Below are 18,708 nucleotides of genomic sequence, written 5' to 3'. Positions count from 1 at the left end.
AATTCGATTTAAGTACTGCTTGTTACTAGAAATGGGGTTATAAAATCACTTTTCAAGGGGCAAGGGTCGCATTGATTCTAATTGCACAAAAAAAGCCCAGCAAATGAGTCACCATTAACTGAGCTTTGTTATGACACTGACGTTAAACCTAGCGTTACTAAATAGGCAAACGTCCACTGAAAGACAATGCTAGCGTTGTGCTGTCAACGTATTCAAGTTCACCACCAACAGGCACACCGTGAGCAATACGGCTCACAGCCAACGCATGGCTTTTAGCCATATCGGCAATATAGTGTGCGGTGGCGTCGCCTTCAACCGTCGGGTTGGTGGCTAAAATAAGTTCACTGACCTCACCCGAAGCCAAATGGGTTTCTAACAGTGATAACCCCAACTCATCGGGACCTACGCCATCGAGCGGAGATAAATGTCCCAGCAATACAAAATAACGTCCAGTAAAATGCCCACCCGCTTCTATCGCTAGTGCATCAGCAGGAGTTTCTACAACACAAATAATACTCGAATGGCCACGTTTAGTACTGACACAAATAGGGCAATAGGTTTCTTCTGTAAACGTACGACATGATTGGCAATGGCCAACGTCAGACATGGCTCTACCCAACGAATCGGCAAGCTTAGCCCCCGCCTTACGATCGCGTTCTAATAGCTGGAAGGCCATGCGCTGTGCAGATTTAGGCCCCACTCCCGGTAGGCATTTAAGTGACTGGATCAACTCATCGACAAGTGGACTAAATTTCATTTAACGTTCCGCATAGCGAGGCAAACTCTTGCCTAAAAATAATAAGTATTGATTTTTCAAGAGCTGATATAAGCCAGAAACTTACATCATTCTTAATCAAATGAACCGTGAATGTTAACATAGATTAATCAATGATAACGCTAAATCACAGCGGTACAGATACGATAAAGTGACCAAAGCAGGCGCTTTGCGCACAAAAAAGCCCAAGTTACCTTGGGCTCTTAAAAACAATAAACGGCGACATCATACTGTAAATGCTAAACACAAATGCAGCACATATGTACGGTCTTAGAACGGCATCTTCATGCCTGATGCAATGGATGTTATGAGCAGTGCTTATGAGTGATGAAAACACCGTTATACCGTCCATCATAGCAAATTCAAAATAGAATGGTACTGTACAGAACTTAAATTTTGACCCCTATATGGCCCCACAACTTCTTATCATACCAATTGACTAGATGATTTATCGTCATGACTTACTACAGTAAGCAACACCATAAATAAGTCCATTGCAAATTTTCTCAAATTTTTTTGTGAGTATGTCGTTTATGCACCCCAATGTTAAAGGGAAAAGCAACACATTTTCATAAGCTTACTTTAACTGGAACAATCTGAATACTATTAGAGATATAAAATCGACTTCCAGCTTAACCCGTTTTTCTCAAAAATTTGAACATCGGATATCCTTCACTCCGTTAATGTACATCTACTCAAAATAGTGAGGGACATCAATGTTACAGCAGCTAAATAGAATGACTTTATCTGAATTCAATATATGGTATGAAAATTTAACTCAAAGAATCCAACAATTGGACAATGCAGAAATTGAGGGAACCAAAAGCACGACCAATAATGAGGAGATGAGTTTGAAGGATGCAGCTGAACGATTAGGGCTATCACCATCAGCTTTACGCCAACGCATAAAGCACCCAAAAAAACCAATGCCTAAAGATATCGTATGGATTCAGGAGCGACCTGGTGCAGACATTTATGTTAACTGCAAGCAGTTAGAAGCTCACTTGTAATACCTTGACTTGATCCTAATACTTAAATAAAACCATTTTACCCATTAGCCAACTGGCAAAGCGATTGGTTTATATCGACCCCCGCCACTGCCACTGCCACTGCCACTGCCACTGCCACTGCCACTACACGTTAAAAATGAATCAGGAAACATCCCATCATCCAAAAAGATAATTGTCACTATGTATGAAACTTCTTTCGAGCTTCAAGGAATGTTTCAATATCTTCCATTCTATAACCTACTAGTCTGCCACATTTCACATAGGGTAATTCATAACGGCCAGTACATCGCCACACACTAAGCGTGCCGACAGCAACATTTAACAAATTAGATGCTTCGATTGGGGTTAATAGAAGTTTATCTAATCTCTTTATTTGGATGCAATCATCTACTGAAGTTGAGTCATAGTCATCTAAATCAGGCTGTTTGTGCTCTCCTCGTTCGAACAACAACCTCTCTGCTCGTCCAGCTCGATAATCTGCTATTGCAAGCTGTCGCTCTAACTCTCCTATCCTAAGGTTTAATTTCTCGACATGCTTACGCTGTAACCCTGCCTTTGAATTTTTCATTTGAACTCCTTTACTCGCACACCAAGCAACGCACTTCTTACTTTTGACTGTACTTATTATGTATTGAAGCAAACAGGAGAAGTCAGTTGAATAGAACAAGCTACCAAATATTAGTGAGATAAAAGGAGATGGAATAGGAGCTTGATAAATGTGATGAGAAAATTGGTCGTTCAGGCCAAAGTATCGGCTTGGCCTGAAAAAAGCGGTTATCGAAACCACTGCTAAATATCGCACGCACCAAGATCTACTATTTACCTATAAAGGTACATCCTCGGGCTTGTTCAACACTTGGAATAAGGTCGCGGCTACGCGCGGCCTATCCTTATTTGTTAACTGCATTTACTTAAATAACTTCACCCTTTTCCATTCTTCTTTAAGTATTTTTTTCGAGATGGCGAGTACAATATCTCGCTTTTCTTTAAACTCTTCTACCTCATAACTAAATGAACAAAGTTCAATTATGTCATCCAATTCTTCTATTAAATTATTATGTAGATCTTCTTTAGGGTTTAACAACAATTGAACCTTGTAAAATTCATGCCAAATATCTGAAAAAATAACAACTCTCTGTTCTTTGCTTGCAACCATATAACGAGTTAAATTAGATGCCAATAATGCTAAATCATCTCTTAATGTATTAATCCATTCCTGTCTATTACTTGATATTATTACTTCTTGTGATTTCACTCGCTCTAACTCATTGTTTTTCAGACTAATCTCAAGCTGTTTTTCATTGTTTTTTTCACTGATATATAATTGGTTTTCGTTACTATTTTGACTGATTCTTAGCAAGTTCTCATTGTTTTTTTTATTAATATCCAGCTGATTCTGATTGGACTTCTCTATGGCATCTAATGATTCTTGAGATTTTATTTTTAATGTATTTAAAGACAGATATGTACTACCTAATACAATGAAGATCGTAACTACTGGTAACACGAACACATATAAGTTTGTTGACTGGAGCAATTGAACTTCTATTTTAGGAGTCTTTTCTTTTTCTGTCCGAATTAGTTCTAATAGTTTAGTTGAGGACTCTTGGAGTTTTTGTTGGAAAATCAGGTTATTTTTTATATTCGTATTCAGATCTAATGTCATAGCAATTAAACTATCTAGATCTCCAGTTAATTCGTCAATCTGGTTTCTTAATTTTAATTTATCTTCTTTTAAGTGATTAACTTGATTTGTATTATTTTCATTAATTAATATGCCTTGTGAATAGACTGTAGAACAAAACGATAATAAAAAAATTAGTAAAAAAAGCTTCAATTTAGTACTCCGAATATAGTTAACGCCCACCTAACCAGCGGCGTGCTGGCGCAGTTTTTTTTTGCGTTTCTTTACTAAAAATGTGACAGTGTTAGCCGTCTGGTTGAGGTGCTTGTTATATCGGAATTCATGGAATGTAATTTAGCGCATCGGCAATAAGATCAGCGCCTCCAGGAATAGTTAATATATATGCATTTACTTTTATTCTTGTCCTTGCTTCTGAGTGCCTTGTTGAGTCTAATTTAAATACGCGGATACTTTCTAACCCTTCGGGACTTATTCCTTGAATAAGTATTTTTTCCCTATCGTTAGTCCACGCATAGTGTAAAGAGTGAATATCAAAATATGGGTGTACGATCTTGAAGGTACAAAGGTTATAATCAGCATTTTTTACTTCAATGGTGTCATAATTCCCTTTTTTAACAGGACTATTGCACAAGTTACATGACAAAACCAAGTTTTTAACTGTAAAAGCAAATTCAGGGTGTTTAGGCCTTATCGCTCCCCCCTTAGGAGCAAAGTGCTCTATTTCCGTTTTACCAGTCTCTCCAAAAGGAAGTCCACAATAAGCACATTTATCATCTTGTGTGATTAATAATTGTGATTTTAATGACCCCTTAAATTGAGTGATATCATCATTGTTTTTTATGTCCCATTCGCCTCCAGTTAAAGGCTTCAATTTGTCAATTTCATCCATGACATTTTGAGCAATAATTGGGGCTGGATTTAATTGATTAATCATGTTTTAAACTCTCAAGATAGCTTCTTGATTGAGATAAGATCACATTAATTGGATCACTTTCATTGAATACATACTTTTCCAATTTTTCCTGCAATTGGGAAATATTTTCAGTTTCCGTGCTTCGCTCTGATACCATTTTAAGTAAATTAGTTAAATCATGTTCAAAATAAGAATTTCTTGTTGTTCTTAATTTGAACACCTCATATAGGATGTTTTCTGCTGACCAGGAGTATGTATCGTATGGAATTAACTTACTCACTCTTGATTCGATTCCATTATCAATAACTTTTTCCAATGAAACGAGACTTGAACTATCAGGCGCTAAATCAGAAACCATAAAATGAGAATGCGAAGCTAATATACAGTGAGAAGTTTTAAACTCATTAGTTATGTTTTTCAATAACCTTATATATTTCATTTGCCACTTTGGATGCAAACTCAATTCAGGTTCATCAATCAAAATTAATGAATCATCTTCAATTGTTGATATAAGATTAATCATTGTAAATATGAAGTGCTTTTCCCCTGAGCTCGTGTACTCAAAGTCAAATGAATCGTCTTTAACAAACTTTATATCAGGGCTTGATATCAACTCAAGCTTTTCCATCAGATCAAGAAACCTTATATTTCTAATAAGTTCAAAATCTTTCGCTTTTGAAAAATCCAAAGAATATATAATTTCATTATCTGATACGATTTCAGATCCTACCAATGAATTAATAAACTCATTTAGTTCATTGGCAGAAACATTAATTTCTTCGGAATAAGACTTATTAATAAATTCTTTTCTACGTAGGATTGATTCAAACTTTGACTTTAGTAAGTTACTACCCATTTTTCTAGTAAAAAGAGTTTTTCGCTTCAAAGTGTAAACAATCTCAAGTTCTCCGTTTAAACCTACAAAATCGAATATTTTGTTTATCGAAGGTATCTTTTTTGAATCTGAAAGAATATTTAATATTGATGACAGAAGTTTCTTTTGGATTGTACTGGTATAAGTTGCATTTGAAGTTGCTCTGACGCCTAGATATCTATACCTGCCAAAGCCTTCTTTTTCACTTACGAATGAAAATTTATCATTTACCATAAACGATAACGCAATAATTTTTTTAGGAAACTCAACACTCTCAATATCAATTGTTTTTTCATTTTTATAGGATATTAATCGCCCCTCGCTCTTTTCGATAGAATAGGAATTTTCATTTAATTGATACTGAACTTTGAAAAAGTCATACTTTATATTGTTAGGTTTGCTTCTATTCGAGATGTGTCTAAAAAAGTCAGAGAGCATTTTCAAAAGAAAACTTTTCCCCGCACCATTTTCACCAATAATCAATGTTGTAAATAAACTTTCTCTTTCTTCCATTTCAGAATTATTAAACACGCAGTCATAAATTACTTTTTTTTTGTGTTTTATTGTAAAGCTATTAAGAATGAACATTATTATTTCTCATTAGATAAATTTAAGGAAAAGCAAAATGGTATAGCGCCTTGCTAGGTTGCAACTAACGTCAACCACGCTCAAGGAGAGCCACCTTAAGCACAAAACTCCACCAAACTGAAAATGCCTAGCGTGACGTGAGCTGTCAACTTGCGAAATTTGTTAGTTTTATTTGCTTAAATTAGCCTCAGCACTTAACAGTTCAAAGCTCGCCTTTGATTGATGATATTTTTGCCAACTCTCAGTAATCGCTTGGTCTCGCAGCTTCCCTCGCTGATCACTATCGTTGAAGTCAGGATCTACCAACTCGATAGTTTCGTACGAAAGATTATTTGCTATAAGAAAACCACTGAGTAAATCATCGAAAGATATCGCTGAATAAGAAACATGGCTGTTGTCATATACAAGTTGGGTACCCAGAATTGGGCAAACTGCACCATTCGAAATGGCGCTATCTTTAAATGCCATTACCGTATCTTTTATAGCTCTTCGATAAGCATATGAAACAACCATTTTTCTTGTATGCGGTTTTACGCAGTGTCTCCAGCTAATTACTACTTTAGAATTATCCCTTCGAATAATCGACAGACATCTATTGCGGTGAAAATCTAATCCAACCTCAATATCTTTTATCCCGCAACCAATTTTCTCATCATATTCACTATGCAATGTAAACAGAGCTTCAAAAAAGGTCTTATCGACAGGAGCAATTATTGAACCTGGACAATATGAATTAATTCGTTTGCGTGCCTCTTCTTCACACGCCTTTTTTGTTTTAAATTGGTATTGTCCAAATGAAATTGGTTTTGCCAAAATTGCCTCCTTAAAACTAACATTTGTATACACGCCTTGCGCGTTTATGTGGCAAAACGCGCATGCACATTTAAGAAACCTATTATTTAAGCTTCGCTAAAGTGAAGCTATTGATTTATAGGCACTCTATCAGAGTGTTACTGAATAAACGAGCATGAAAAACTGAAAATAGAGCATTGATATTGATGTCTTATAGAACGTCATCAGTAACTGTCACTTATCGATTAGTAAAAGTAGGCCAACTAGCTTGCTACAGCTCTGTACTGCCTATCGCCTGTAGCTCACAATGGGGCGTGCGACGTGAGGTCGTATGAAGCGCTGTTCACCGCTTTGAGTGAACCATCTGTATCACCAGATGAACCTAGGGCTCTGAATAAAGTAGCGAGCCTGACAATGTAACGAAGATTGGTTATAGACCAATCGGGATGTAAATCGTGAGAGAACGATCCTCCTGATAACCACAAATCGGGTGAGTGCTAGGTAGTCAGTATGATGAACATAAGTGAATCCGCGTAAGGTGCGTCACGTGAGAAACAGCGGAAGTGGTTTTTACGCTGTGGCCAAAAGGCAATGAGAGTTGGAAAGAGATTGCCCCATGCTCTTTCGTGGTCAATATAACTCTTCGCACTATAGCGGGCATCTACCCTGACATTGCGCGACATACGGAACACGGTAAGCCTATATCGCTCCCACTGGGAAAGCTTTTATGGCCGACAGCGATGTAGGTATAGGAGGTTGGAAAAAGCTAAAGCTGCATTGTAACGATGCAGATACAGACTTGTGTCTGGTCACGAAAGTGAGCCCACTTCCGACTGGTCTCCCGTTGCAAGATAATTTGAAGAACTTTATTCAAGGAGAAACGCAAATGATGATTTCAACAGAAATTAGTGCCTCTCCTGACGGCGAACAATGGCAGTCAATAGACTGGAAATCCGTTGAAACGCATGTATTAAAGCTTCAAATGCGTATTGTAAAGGCAACACGAGAAGGTAAACACGGTAAGGCGAAAGCGTTGCAATGGATACTGACTCACTCGCATTCAGCAAAACTTCTTGCTGTTAAACGAGTATCAAAAAGCAAAGGCAGTAGAACGCCTGGAATAGATGGTGTTATCTGGAACACGGATACACGCCGCATGAAAGCAGTAAATCAATTGAGTAGGAAGGCATATCAAGCCAAACCACTTAAGCGTATCTATATCCCCAAAAAGAATGGCAAACTTAGACCTCTTGGTATCCCATGCATGATAGACAGAGCACAACAAGCGCTCCACCTTCTGGCATTAGAGCCTATATCGGAGACCCTTGCTGACCCAAACAGCTATGGATTTAGACCAAATCGTAGCACTGCCGACGCAGTCGATCAGTGCTTCAAATGCTTGGCTCTAAAGAAATCAGCGCAATGGGTTCTTGAGGGAGATATCAAATCCTGCTTCGACAAAATCGGGCATCAATGGCTTGTTGATAACATCGCCATAGATAAACGAATGTTGGAACAATGGTTAAAGTCTGGTTTTATGGATAAAGGGCTGTTTTATCGTACTGATGAGGGCACACCACAAGGAGGGGTTATATCCCCAACCTTGATGCTAATGACTCTTGCAGGACTCGAACAGCGCATAAAGTCTACAGCACTCAAAAAGGGTGCTAGAGCCAACTTTATTGGATACGCCGACGATTTCGTCGTCACCTGCGCTTCAAAGGAAGTGCTCGAGAACGATATCAAACCGTTGATCGCAGATTTCTTAGCGGAAAGAGGCTTAACACTCTCCGAAGAGAAAACGCACATTACCCACATCAATAATGGTTTTGACTTCTTAGGATTCAATCATAGGAAGTACAAAGGAAAATTGCTCATTAAACCGAGCAAGTCCAATACCTTGTTGTTCTTGAGTAACCTGCGCGAACTCATCAAAAAGCACGCAACCATCCCTGTTAACGATCTTATCAAACTGATAAATCCGAAACTAAGGGGCTGGTCGAACTATTATCGACATTGCGTTGCTAAACAAGTATTCGGATATGTTGGGCACAAACTATTCTACGCGTTGTGGCACTGGGCAGTAAGGCGCCATCCAACAAAGTCTAAGACTTGGGTAGCCCTTAAATACTTCATCAACCGCAAAGGCCAATGGCAATTTCACGGTTGGCAGAAGGTCAAGGATATGGATTGCCAATTCAATCTATTCCAAATAGCCAAAGTGCCTATTGAGAGACACGTGAAAATCCGAAGTTCGGCTATACCATTCGATCCTCAATACCAAGAATATTTGGCTAGGAGAAAATCGAAAAGGCAAGCTCGTAACTCTTGGAATGAACCTGCTCTCACTGCTTTCTAGGTTGCTGGGTATCTAACGATACCTTTGTGGAGGCTTGAGCCTAGTGCAGTGAAAGTTGCACGCTGGGTTCTAAGGGAGACGGCACTTGGTAACAAGTGTCGTCCACCCGACACAAACGTGTCAGTCTGGATTAGCTGACACGTTGATGGAATCGACTCCCTTATCTAAATTACGATAAATATTAAAAAGATTAGAAAGTTATTAATCTAAAATCAAGCAGCTTCCAAACACTTATCACAAGCTAATGTTACATATTCAGGTATTAGATCGAACTGACTTGGATCAAGCTGACATATATACTCATTCTCGATGTGATATGTCTCATTAATAAACTTCTGAAGAACTGAGTTATCAATCTTAATCTCAAAAAGCCTAAAAACTTGCAACTTTTCATAACCATTCGAGCAGGAATAATAAAGCTCTTTCAACGCCGAAGTATCTTTTAAACGTGCTAGTATTTCATCGTAGTTAAGCTCAGGGATTTTACCTGCTATTTCAGAAATCCCCTTGTCAAGTTTTCCAGAGTCCATAATTGGAGAGCCATCCTCCCTAGTGTCAATTGCATCAACTTGTTCTCTCAAATGAAGTAAGTTAGAGAGCATTTGATACGCATCACCTCTGTCATCAATGATCTCGTAAAGCCTTCTTAAGTAAATTAACTTAAGAACTGAATCAGCTCCTGTAGTTAAAAAATCTCCACAAATTTGCGAGAAAGTCTTAATATCATCTTTTCTGATGTTTTGCTCTTCGATCTCACCGTTACTAAAGCGCAAGTAGGATGCAGAAACCTGATTATCAAACTGTTTAGCTACAGCTTTGACGGTATCAATAATAGGTTCTACATCATGCGTAAGCATTAGGACAGTTTTACTCTTTAGACAATTCATTGGTTTCCTTCTAAAAAGCATCTCTAAAATTGCATATTTCTTGTTCTTATCAAAAGAAGATATTGGGTCGTCAAGTACAATCAAGTCTGGCTTTTTAGCCAAACATTCATACATAAATAAAACAATGGCAAAAGCATTACGCTCACCAAAACTAAGGTGTTGGCCTCCACCTACTACAAACTCATCATGATCTACATGTCGTAGTTTCAATTGAGAGTTATCATCTTCACCAGTGATTTTGACTTCATACTTATAGCCTGCATAAGACAAGAAGTTATTAATATCTGATTGGTGCTTTTCAATAATGTTCTGCATACCTGAACGTTGTTGTTTTATCTTTCCTTGCAGAAACCTTTCCTTAGCAACAACTTCATCAATTGAAGCGTTAATGGATTCCACTTCAAAGTTAGTTGTTTCAGAATTAAGCTCAGATAAAAAAGCTAGATCAATTTTATAATTCTCAAGCTTATCTTTAACTTGCTCGTCATCTTTAAAATCGAAGCCTTTTAATGCTTTCAATTGTTCTAAACGGCCTACCAAGAGATCAATCTGCGTTTTGACTGTTTTTAGATATGCTACGTGCTCTGCTTCTAAACCATCAGCTAGTGAAGTAATCGTATTCAATTTTTCCTTTGCTTCTACGGTGAAATAGTCCTCCAACTTGTCGAACACTTCGATTATTTTTAGCAAGTTTTTAATCACATTTTTGTCATACTCTTGGCCAACTTTTTCAATTTGCTCTTTTTTCTCTACTGTATCTGCGGAGCAAAATGGACAGCACGCTGAGATCGCTGAAAACTGATCCGAGCCTTTTGTTTGCCAATCAATCCAGTTCACGCTATCAGAGCTGTTAATAAACGGCTCATATGCTTCCAAACCTTCAGGTATGTGCTTCAATTTATTACCTTGAGATAATCCCTTCATTCCCAAAGATGATTGTGACAGTCCAGTCTTGGTTAATTTGAATGCAGAACTCAGCTCATTTAAGTTGGCAGTAAAAGTTTCTAACTCTTCATTACCTTCAAAAAGATTATTGATGTCTTTGACAATAGCTTGTATTTCGAGTCCAACAGCAATATAGCTATCAGTACGAATAAAAATATTAAAACTGTTACTTACCAACTCATCAGATTGAAATGTAAACTGGCGTACATAATCTTCGTTAAAGCACATTACTTTACCAATATCTTGAGCTATCGTGATTGAAGGGGCTTTAGACTCTGGGTTATCTTTCCTCAGCTTGAACGGCATTAAATCCACAAGATCCTTACCTTCGGCGTGTAAAGTAATTGCTTTAGCTATTGTGCTCTTTCCCGTACCATTAGGAGCAAATTTGATATTGAGTTTTTTATCAACGATTTCTAAATTTGCTTTGTCTAAATTATTACAGTTCTCAATTGTTATATTCATTTAACCCTCCGATAATTCACACTGATAAAAACCACTCATCCATTACTAATCAATAAGATATAACTTTTGCAATACAAACTCAAGCTAGGAAAAAGTAAGAGTTTGACAATGTAACCCCAGAGTCTAGACAGCTATATAATAGGCACTGTTAATAAGGTGAAGCCACCTGTTATGCCCTTATTTAGGGTTACAAAACACTAGTGATAAAGCTCAAATCGAAGAATGCATGTTTATATGTGGCCGCAAGCTTCCAAAAAGGAAATTTTTGGCAAAACTGTAGTATGCGTCCGGTGATCTACAGTTAATGCGCCGCAACTTCACCATTTATATTTATCTGATAATCGAATTACGGATAACTTCTAGTAGGGCTAAACTGCATTAACAAGATACGAGTGAGTGATTACTCTAAATGATTTTGGGGCAAAAACAATTTAGCTTCAGCCCAGAAATGCTAAATTTGCTCAAATGAGCCAGACCTAGTTAAAGAGTTAGGTAATCGAACTTCTTAATTAGTCACTTCATGCTACTTTATTTTGATTAACGCTACTGTCGTTACACCGTAACGTATAGCTGCTACCCATACATACGAACAAAACTGATGGAATTTGTTTTATATCAATATCCTAACCCATATCTCTGTACAAAAAATAGACCAAGAAACGCCAAAATAAAGACGAGTAAATTCAGACGATTAAAAATTGTGTTGGAGAATCCTTGGGGAATTAGAACCAACTGCACATAGTTCCCCCTCCATGATACTACGTAATAAAGAGCCAAATAACTCACCTTTTTACTTAATAATATGGAGAACAAAATGGATAGAATCCCAAGCACCATTGATGAGGCTTTAGCAGTAAATTTTGATAATGACGATTTTTCTTTACTTATGTCGGTGAAGAGAAAGAAGCTACAGCATGCACTCGAAATCCTACTAAGCATCACTCAACATGAGCAATCTAATATCAATTCTGAAGATTCATACTATGACGACGAGTGTGAGCAGTTTTACTTTCGCGTGCATAAATGTCTTCTAGATGAATTAGAGGACCCTTTAGAGATGCACATTCTCATGAAGTTTGTACACACCTATATAGGGCATATGTAAGTATTGTTGAGGTATGGTGAACAAAGTAAAGCCATACTGAATTATCCTTCATATATTTTTTAACCTTTTATAAGGTAGTAAATAGTTACTCTTGTATCTATGAGTTGCTGTTTACTTTTTATTTATAGAACCCTCAGATTCATCTCCCAAATTTCCTATCTACCTGTAGTTCGACAAAACAATATGAGGTAGCCAATGAAATCTAATTTTTTAACTCAACTAAATTCCCTCACCAGATTACTCAATGAAATATCTAATTGCGTAATAGAAGAGCAACGGTTTACAGATAGAAAACAGTATGCACATGAAACAGAAGTTACTTTCTTGGAGTTTTCACTAAGGAATCACCTAACCAGAAAGGAAGTACCACCAATAGAACAAGAACGAGCAGTGGAGTTTTTAAAACAACATGTCAAAAATCCGCAAGTGGCAAACCTAACTACAAAGGAGGACAACTCACTAATTAATTAGGAACCACTATGAGCGATAAAAAGTCACAATTCATCAGAGAGTATCAAAGGCAATCTAAGTCTCCCTGGAATGACCACTGCACGATTTTGTTGCTAGCAGACCACCAACTATCAGAAGGAAACGATATCAAGTTGACCTTTGCTCGGTATATTTATCAACACAGAGATTCAGCAGGAAGGATTTTGGGGATGAGTATAAGTAAATCAATACAAGAGGAACATCCAGAGCTTGATAATCAATATCTTGAGGATTTAGATATGTACATGGTGCTGTTGCTACTCAAAGACGAGGTACAAAGTTTCTGTGGCTTATTTGATGATGAGTTTGAAAGCATCTTTGGATTACCACCAGAAGTTTACTTCGATATCGCAGAGCAACATTGGGCACAAAAACTAGAGGAAAGTTTATAGAGACTACTAGCGGGCCATAAGGCCCGCTTTTTCACTCTGTAAACACAGTTGAATAGAAAAAGTTACGCCAACACCATGATGGTTGTCGTTAACATTAAGTTAACTATGGCTAAATTTGGAAATACTAAGAAGGTAGTTGAGGTTAACCTCAAATTAAATTGCCTATTTAGCTAGGTTATTTCACCTAAACTGTCAGTTCTATTATCCACAATAGAAATGTTCAGATCCCTTAGACTAGATTATTAGCAACTGAGTAAAAAATAATTTTCCTAAAGTCTAAATTCGCCCACCCTTTGCCATATTTACTTCCAATACCTACATTTAGAAATAAGGAGTAACTATGGATACGGGACAATCACTAAATCAGGGGATTATGAGTTTAATCACAACACTAGATAACCTAAGTAGCGCATTCAGAAAGGACTTATCACATACAAATGCAACGGTGTATAAGGACGAGGTAGAGCTGTATTTCTTACTTCATTCCATAAAAATTAGCTTAAATAAAGGGGCTTGTTCTCAAACGGAGAGCGAACTAACAATTACCTTTATTGATAATTTTTTGAGTATGAACATTAATCACAACAAGGTCATATCTGGCAATGCTAATTTAGCTGGTATTTAAAGGCAAAGGCGGATTTCAATCCACCTATAAAACGAAAGGGTATCAAAATACCATTCTAGCGAATCATAAGGATTCGTATTTTCCCCTCTGATAAGCCCTAGTCATCTATTTAAAATCAATGAGAACTAAAAACCCCACTCAAGAGACAAATTAATCAGATTTTTGAGACTCTGAGACTCCTTTTCATGAATCCTCACTATCTCTGAATAACGAAGCTAATAATATTTAAATGTAGCATCCAAGAAAAAACTGACCACGATGTTAGTGCCTATCTAGCTTGTTTCTGTCGGATAAGTGACACCTGTTGCCAAGTGCCGCTCTCCTAAGAACCGTACGTGCAATTTTCACTGCATACGACTCAAGCCTCCACAAAGGCGTACAATGCTACCCGGTAACCGCAAAGGGGACCTTTACAATACTAACTTGAAGCTTTGATACTTTCTGCTCTATGACTTTCCAATCTTTGGATTGTCATTGAGCAAATCTAAGGAGAGGCACTAACTTCAGTTAAAGTCATCATTTGCGTTTCTCCATTAAGAAAGTTCTCCAAACTTTCTTGCAACGGGAGACCAGCTAGAAGTGGGTTCACTTTCGCGCCAGACATAAGTCTGTATCTGCATCATTGCACTCAGCTTTGGCTTTCTCCAGCCTCCTTTACCTGCACCACTATCGGCTACCCTCGCAGACACCTTTCCCAATGGGAGAGATACAGGCTTACCGTGTTCCTTATGTCACGCAATGTCAGGTTAGATAATAGGACTCCCCACTCTCTAATCAGTTACGTTATATCTCAATTTTCACAAGATTTTGGAGTCAAAAATAAAAGGTACTATTATTGGCGTTGACCTGGCTAAAAATGTGATTCAAGTTTGTGTTTTCACAAATAACAAGGTGCACTCAAATACTGAAATGACACCGAATGAATTTATCGATTGGCTGGCCAACTCAGCCATCGTATTCGAAGCTTGTGGAATGTCTAAGGTTCTGGCGAAAACTGATATTTAGCTGCTATGGTTTGAGGTTGCAGGATCCCTCAGATACAATTATGCCGCTAAAAAATAAAATTGTTCCCATGCGGTCATATTTTCAGAAGTGTTCATTTGCCCTTGCTTAATAATGGATCAAAGCTCAACGCCAGCGAGTGTCAAACCGGCACCTTCCCATGACTTCCACCCCAAATATTGATGCATTTTACCTTTCACTTTTCGGTGGTTTTGCTCAACAATATTATTCAAATATTTTACGGCAAGAACCTCAATCATAAACAGCATGTAACCAGACAACCAAAGTCTAATATTGATGGTATTTAATGCCGCTGCATTCGCACCACTTTTAGATAATGTCGCAAAGTTAATGTTTGACTATCATCAACTTCTTAGCTTGTGTCGTCACACTTTGCGACAGAACCATTAATAATACGTTAGTCTTCTTTCATCGTTCGCTTTTTTGCCCAAACTTCAATTTTACCTTTCTTACTTATTCCCAACAAATTAGTTTTTACACTACCAATACTCTTGTAATTCATTTCCAGGCTTTTAAATTTAACATTCTCATCATCAGGTAATAAAAAAGGACGAGTTGATATTCCTTTCATTAAAACCCCTAAGGTTTCTAGTTTTTTTGTGGAACCATCGGACATTGTGATAGTTAAATTTTCAATATTGACAATTCCTTTTATACATTTGAGCTTTATATGACTAAAATTTTGGCTTTTAATGAATAATATAGGCTCTACCTTATCGAACTCGCTTTTGTAATTCACTGTTTTTGTCGCTATTTTCGTCCATTCGCTAGCGACCGTGTTAAATGAACAGAAAAGTGTTAATGCGACTATCGATAATATTGTTCTTAACATAGTTTATCGCCTTTAATATTTGCACTTGTTTGATTTTTAAAACAGAGACGCTGAGTAAACGAAGCCTTAAAGGGAATCGCGCTACAACGGCTTATGAGCTATGCGACGGAAGCGGCAAAATATCCACCTATTCTTGAGGCGTTAAAGAGAGGTTGAACTAATTCCGGTTCTGTCGCAAACTGATATTTAGCTGCTATGGTTTGAGGTTGCAGGATCCCTCAGATACAATTATGCCGCTAAAGAATAAAATTGTTCTCATGGCGTCATATTTTCAGAAGTGTTCATTTGCCCTTGCTTAATCATGGACCAAAGCTCAACGCCAGCGAGTGTCGAACCGGCACCTTCCCATGACTTCCCCCCCAAACATTGATGCATTTTACCTTTCACTTTTCGGTGGTTTTGCTCAACAATGTTATTCAAATATTTTACGGCAAGAACCTCAATCATAAACAGCATGTAACCAGACAACCAAAGTCTAATATTGAGGGGATCTAATGCCGCTGCATTCGCACCACTTTTATCAATGACAACCTTTTCAGGTAAACCGTGTTGGTTGATGGCTTTGTTAAAAATGCCTGAGCAGCAAGTTCATCACGGGTTTCGCTCAAATAAAAATCAATAATAGCCCCGTATTTATCCACGGATCGATAATAGTAAACCCAGCGACCTTTAACTTTTATGTAGGTTTCATCCATTCGCCAAGAGCCGGATACCGGACGTTTTTTCTTCCTGAATACCGTTTCGAGTTGCGGTGCATATTTGATAACCCAACGGTTTAGCGTTGAGTGGTCAAAATGGATATTTCGTTTGGAAAATATTTCCTCTATTTCACGATAACTGAGTTTGTAAGCCAGATAATATCGAAGGGCTTGCATGATGATATCTGTTGGTAAATGGCGTCCCGAAAAGTTAAGTGACATTGATTAAGTTGGTTAAAAGAGCATCGCCCATAATAAACCTTCTCATCAGTTTGCGACAGAATCAGAGTGAGTCTATGTTGCTGGCCTAGAAAATATAACTCTGCTGGTTTAGCGTGTTGGCTATATCTAGGCACTCGTCTTTAAACCACTGGATTAACGGGTCTTTATGAACTCTAGCATGCCAGTAGAGGGTGCTGTTTATCTGAGGTAATTCATCTAGTACAACACCTTTAAGCTGGGATCTCCATTTTTCTGACATGAGTATTCTTTGTGGCAAAAAACCTACATGTTTACCGGCTAACAAGCCCTGTAACAACACTAAAAAAGAGCCAGTGGTAAAGGTAATGCTACGTTGTAGTTGGTTTTGTAGAACCATCAGATTGATCTCAGTTTCAACTAGGTTAGAGGCAGAGTATTCTGCAGTGTTATGGGCAAAAATCTGTGCCAAAGTCGGTTGTTTTATTTTTGCTAATGGGTGGTTGAAACTATAGGCTGCGCAATATATGTCAGTACTTATGTGACGGCCATGAATATTGGCGGGTGGGGTATTAGTGCCTGCAGCAGCAATATCTATCTCGCCAGATTCTAAAAGAGGAAATACATCCCTAGGCTTATGAACAAACTCCAGCTCGACATTGGGAGCAGATGTAAGGATTTTATCAAGCATAATAGGGATCATAGATTGAGTCAGGTTGTCTATGAAGGCAACTCTGATCACCCCGTGGCTTTCCATTGGATCAAAAGCGGTCTGTGAAATCAATCGATCACTCATCTGTAACCATTCAGTCAACGAGCTATATAGCCGTAGTGCTTTGCTTGTAGCTTTAATTCCCTGTCCTTGCTTAACAAACAATGGGTCGTTAAAGACACTGCGCAATTTTTTCAAATTTTGGCTCATAGCTGGCTGAGAAATATCAAGCCTTTCGGCACTTTTAGAAACACTTTGCTCTTCAATTAGAATAGCTAAACTAAGCAATAAGTTAAGATCCGCTTGCTGAATAATTTTTAAGTCTGTTAGATTCATAATTTAGGCTCTAAAGGAAAATGTTGGTGGATGAGTGTAATGATTTGTCGTCTGAACCATCCTAGTAGCTCGGGTGCTCTATGGTGGCGATCCCAACATATTTTTAATTCAAGCTTAATTGGCGAGCCTAACCAATCAAAATTCTTGGTCTCATTCTCAGGCAAAATATCCATGGCAAAATGAGGGAGTAAAGTGACGGTGTTATTGGTTTGCAATGCGTACACTAATGCACTTAACGAGTTGGTTGTTAACACATATGCCGCATCCGTTGCGTCTAAGTGTTCCAGCGCTTCAATTGAATACAGTTGGTTATGCTCTTGAAATTGGTAGCGTAATAACTTTATTGCGTTTTTATCGGCATGCAGATTTTTTTTATTAGTTGTTTTATGAGTCACCATTTGCCAAGGTGCATAGCCTATTGTTTCACTAATGATAGGGCTGGGTATATTGTCATAGAAGCCAATAACAAGATCAACTTTTTCACGTCTAAGTAGCTGGAAACCATTGGAGCTTTGCGAGATATATTCAAGCTCTATACCGGGGGCAAGTAGTGAGATATGTTTAATCAAAGGGCCGATCAGTAACTGGGCTGTTACGTCATTCATAATAAAGCGAATACGGCCTTGCGCAGTCTTTGGACTAAAATGCTCAGCTTCCAATATACGCGCGGTTTTGTCCAGCAGCGGGGTTAACTCAACTGCAATGGCCTGGGCTTTATTGGTTAATGTCATACCGTTATTACTTTTAAGCAGTAAAGGGTCGGCAAACATTACTCGTATACGTTTGAGCATTTGACTCATTGCCGATTGAGATATACCGAGTTGTTTGGCGGCATTAGAAACGTGAGCCTCTTTGAGTAAGACTGCAAGGGCAAGCAATAAGTTTAGATCGCACTTTTTCAGACGTTCAAGATTGAGCTGAGTTAGCATTATGTTACCTATTCCTTATTGATATTTTGACTATAAACGATAAGTTACAGCTTGAATAGGTTATGTTTATACGAATTTGTATCGCGTAAATAAAGCCATCCTTGGCTCATGTCAAT

Annotated in this window: 17 protein-coding genes and 2 pseudogenes; 6 read left to right on the top strand and 13 right to left on the bottom strand. The window is 37.9% G+C overall.

Going from position 1 to position 18,708, the window contains the following annotated elements:
* Nucleotides 1–157: 157 nt before the first annotated feature.
* Nucleotides 158–757 carry a recombination mediator RecR gene (gene recR / locus CXF83_RS09970; RefSeq protein WP_101089615.1) on the bottom strand — a complete coding sequence of 200 codons (600 nt, stop codon included), beginning with the start codon at nt 755–757 and terminating at the stop codon, nt 158–160.
* Between the two features lie 734 nt (nt 758–1,491).
* Here recR and CXF83_RS09965 point away from each other — a divergent pair.
* Nucleotides 1,492–1,785 (top strand): helix-turn-helix domain-containing protein, encoded by a 294-nt coding sequence (locus tag CXF83_RS09965; RefSeq protein WP_101089614.1) that lies wholly within the window; start codon nt 1,492–1,494, stop codon nt 1,783–1,785.
* A 44-nt stretch (nt 1,786–1,829) separates the two neighbouring features.
* Here CXF83_RS09965 and CXF83_RS22975 read toward each other — a convergent pair whose 3' ends face one another.
* The 6 genes from CXF83_RS22975 to CXF83_RS09940 all read right to left on the bottom strand — a co-directional run bounded on the left by CXF83_RS22975 (nt 1,830) and on the right by CXF83_RS09940 (nt 6,618).
* The gene (locus CXF83_RS22975) at nt 1,830–1,964 is read right to left on the bottom strand and encodes a hypothetical protein (RefSeq protein WP_269801707.1); all 135 of its coding nucleotides are present in this window, start codon (nt 1,962–1,964) and stop codon (nt 1,830–1,832) included.
* Nucleotides 1,964–2,353, bottom strand: coding sequence for a helix-turn-helix domain-containing protein (locus CXF83_RS09960; RefSeq protein ID WP_101089613.1), 390 nt, complete (start codon nt 2,351–2,353; stop codon nt 1,964–1,966). Before CXF83_RS09960 ends, CXF83_RS22975 begins: the two co-directional genes overlap by 1 nt.
* Nucleotides 2,354–2,692: 339 nt before the next feature.
* A complete protein-coding gene (locus tag CXF83_RS09955) occupies nt 2,693–3,622 on the bottom strand; it encodes a hypothetical protein (protein ID WP_101098001.1) in 930 nt (309 codons plus the stop codon).
* Nucleotides 3,623–3,749: 127 nt separating this feature from the next.
* Nucleotides 3,750–4,364 carry a hypothetical protein gene (locus CXF83_RS09950; protein WP_101098000.1) on the bottom strand — a complete coding sequence of 205 codons (615 nt, stop codon included), beginning with the start codon at nt 4,362–4,364 and terminating at the stop codon, nt 3,750–3,752.
* Nucleotides 4,357–5,805 (bottom strand): AAA family ATPase, encoded by a 1,449-nt coding sequence (locus CXF83_RS09945; protein ID WP_101097999.1) that lies wholly within the window; start codon nt 5,803–5,805, stop codon nt 4,357–4,359. Before CXF83_RS09945 ends, CXF83_RS09950 begins: the two co-directional genes overlap by 8 nt.
* 168 nt (nt 5,806–5,973) lie before the next feature.
* Complete coding sequence (locus tag CXF83_RS09940; protein WP_157822859.1) at nt 5,974–6,618, bottom strand: DCL family protein; 645 nt, start codon at nt 6,616–6,618, stop codon at nt 5,974–5,976.
* Between the two features lie 865 nt (nt 6,619–7,483).
* On the opposite strand from CXF83_RS09940, the gene ltrA reads away from it, so the two are divergent.
* Nucleotides 7,484–8,956, top strand: coding sequence for a group II intron reverse transcriptase/maturase (gene ltrA / locus CXF83_RS09935; protein ID WP_101089108.1), 1,473 nt, complete (start codon nt 7,484–7,486; stop codon nt 8,954–8,956).
* 212 nt (nt 8,957–9,168) lie between these two features.
* Here ltrA and CXF83_RS09930 read toward each other — a convergent pair whose 3' ends face one another.
* Nucleotides 9,169–11,253, bottom strand: coding sequence for an AAA family ATPase (locus CXF83_RS09930; protein ID WP_101089109.1), 2,085 nt, complete (start codon nt 11,251–11,253; stop codon nt 9,169–9,171).
* An 814-nt stretch (nt 11,254–12,067) separates the two neighbouring features.
* Between CXF83_RS09930 and CXF83_RS09925 the strand changes: the two genes are divergently transcribed.
* The 4 genes and pseudogenes from CXF83_RS09925 to CXF83_RS09905 form a co-directional block, all read left to right on the top strand.
* Complete coding sequence (locus CXF83_RS09925) at nt 12,068–12,358, top strand: hypothetical protein (RefSeq protein ID WP_101089110.1); 291 nt, start codon at nt 12,068–12,070, stop codon at nt 12,356–12,358.
* A gap of 659 nt (nt 12,359–13,017) precedes the next feature.
* Nucleotides 13,018–13,239: a hypothetical protein gene (locus CXF83_RS22830; protein ID WP_232775086.1), complete on the top strand. Its 222-nt coding sequence runs from the start codon at nt 13,018–13,020 to the stop codon at nt 13,237–13,239.
* A gap of 340 nt (nt 13,240–13,579) precedes the next feature.
* Nucleotides 13,580–13,864: a hypothetical protein gene (locus CXF83_RS09910; RefSeq protein WP_101089113.1), complete on the top strand. Its 285-nt coding sequence runs from the start codon at nt 13,580–13,582 to the stop codon at nt 13,862–13,864.
* 819 nt (nt 13,865–14,683) lie between these two features.
* Nucleotides 14,684–14,842 (top strand): annotated as a pseudogene (locus CXF83_RS09905) (IS110 family transposase); the annotation flags it as partial.
* 65 nt (nt 14,843–14,907) lie between these two features.
* On the opposite strand, the pseudogene CXF83_RS09900 reads toward CXF83_RS09905, so the two are convergent.
* The 5 genes and pseudogenes from CXF83_RS09900 to CXF83_RS09880 all read right to left on the bottom strand — a co-directional run.
* Nucleotides 14,908–15,204, bottom strand: a pseudogene (locus CXF83_RS09900) (IS6 family transposase); the annotation flags it as partial.
* An 80-nt stretch (nt 15,205–15,284) separates the two neighbouring features.
* Nucleotides 15,285–15,719: a hypothetical protein gene (locus tag CXF83_RS09895; protein ID WP_101089114.1), complete on the bottom strand. Its 435-nt coding sequence runs from the start codon at nt 15,717–15,719 to the stop codon at nt 15,285–15,287.
* Nucleotides 15,720–15,974: 255 nt separating this feature from the next.
* A protein-coding gene (locus CXF83_RS09890) for an IS6 family transposase (protein WP_232775085.1) occupies nt 15,975–16,639 on the bottom strand; the annotation gives its coding sequence in 2 pieces (ribosomal slippage) (nt 15,975–16,297 and nt 16,297–16,639; 666 coding nt in all).
* Between the two features lie 85 nt (nt 16,640–16,724).
* Nucleotides 16,725–17,663: a LysR family transcriptional regulator gene (locus tag CXF83_RS09885; protein WP_101089115.1), complete on the bottom strand. Its 939-nt coding sequence runs from the start codon at nt 17,661–17,663 to the stop codon at nt 16,725–16,727.
* Complete coding sequence (locus CXF83_RS09880) at nt 17,660–18,592, bottom strand: LysR family transcriptional regulator (RefSeq protein WP_101089116.1); 933 nt, start codon at nt 18,590–18,592, stop codon at nt 17,660–17,662. The genes CXF83_RS09885 and CXF83_RS09880 overlap by 4 nt, the downstream gene beginning before the upstream one ends.
* Between the last annotated feature and the right edge of the window lie 116 nt (nt 18,593–18,708).

The sequence above is a fragment of the Shewanella sp. Choline-02u-19 genome (genome assembly GCF_002836205.1).
In the GTDB taxonomy this organism is placed as follows: Bacteria; Pseudomonadota; Gammaproteobacteria; order Enterobacterales; family Shewanellaceae; genus Shewanella.
The sequence above is the reverse complement of the archived record's forward strand: the minus strand, read 5'-3'. Positions and strand labels throughout refer to the sequence as shown.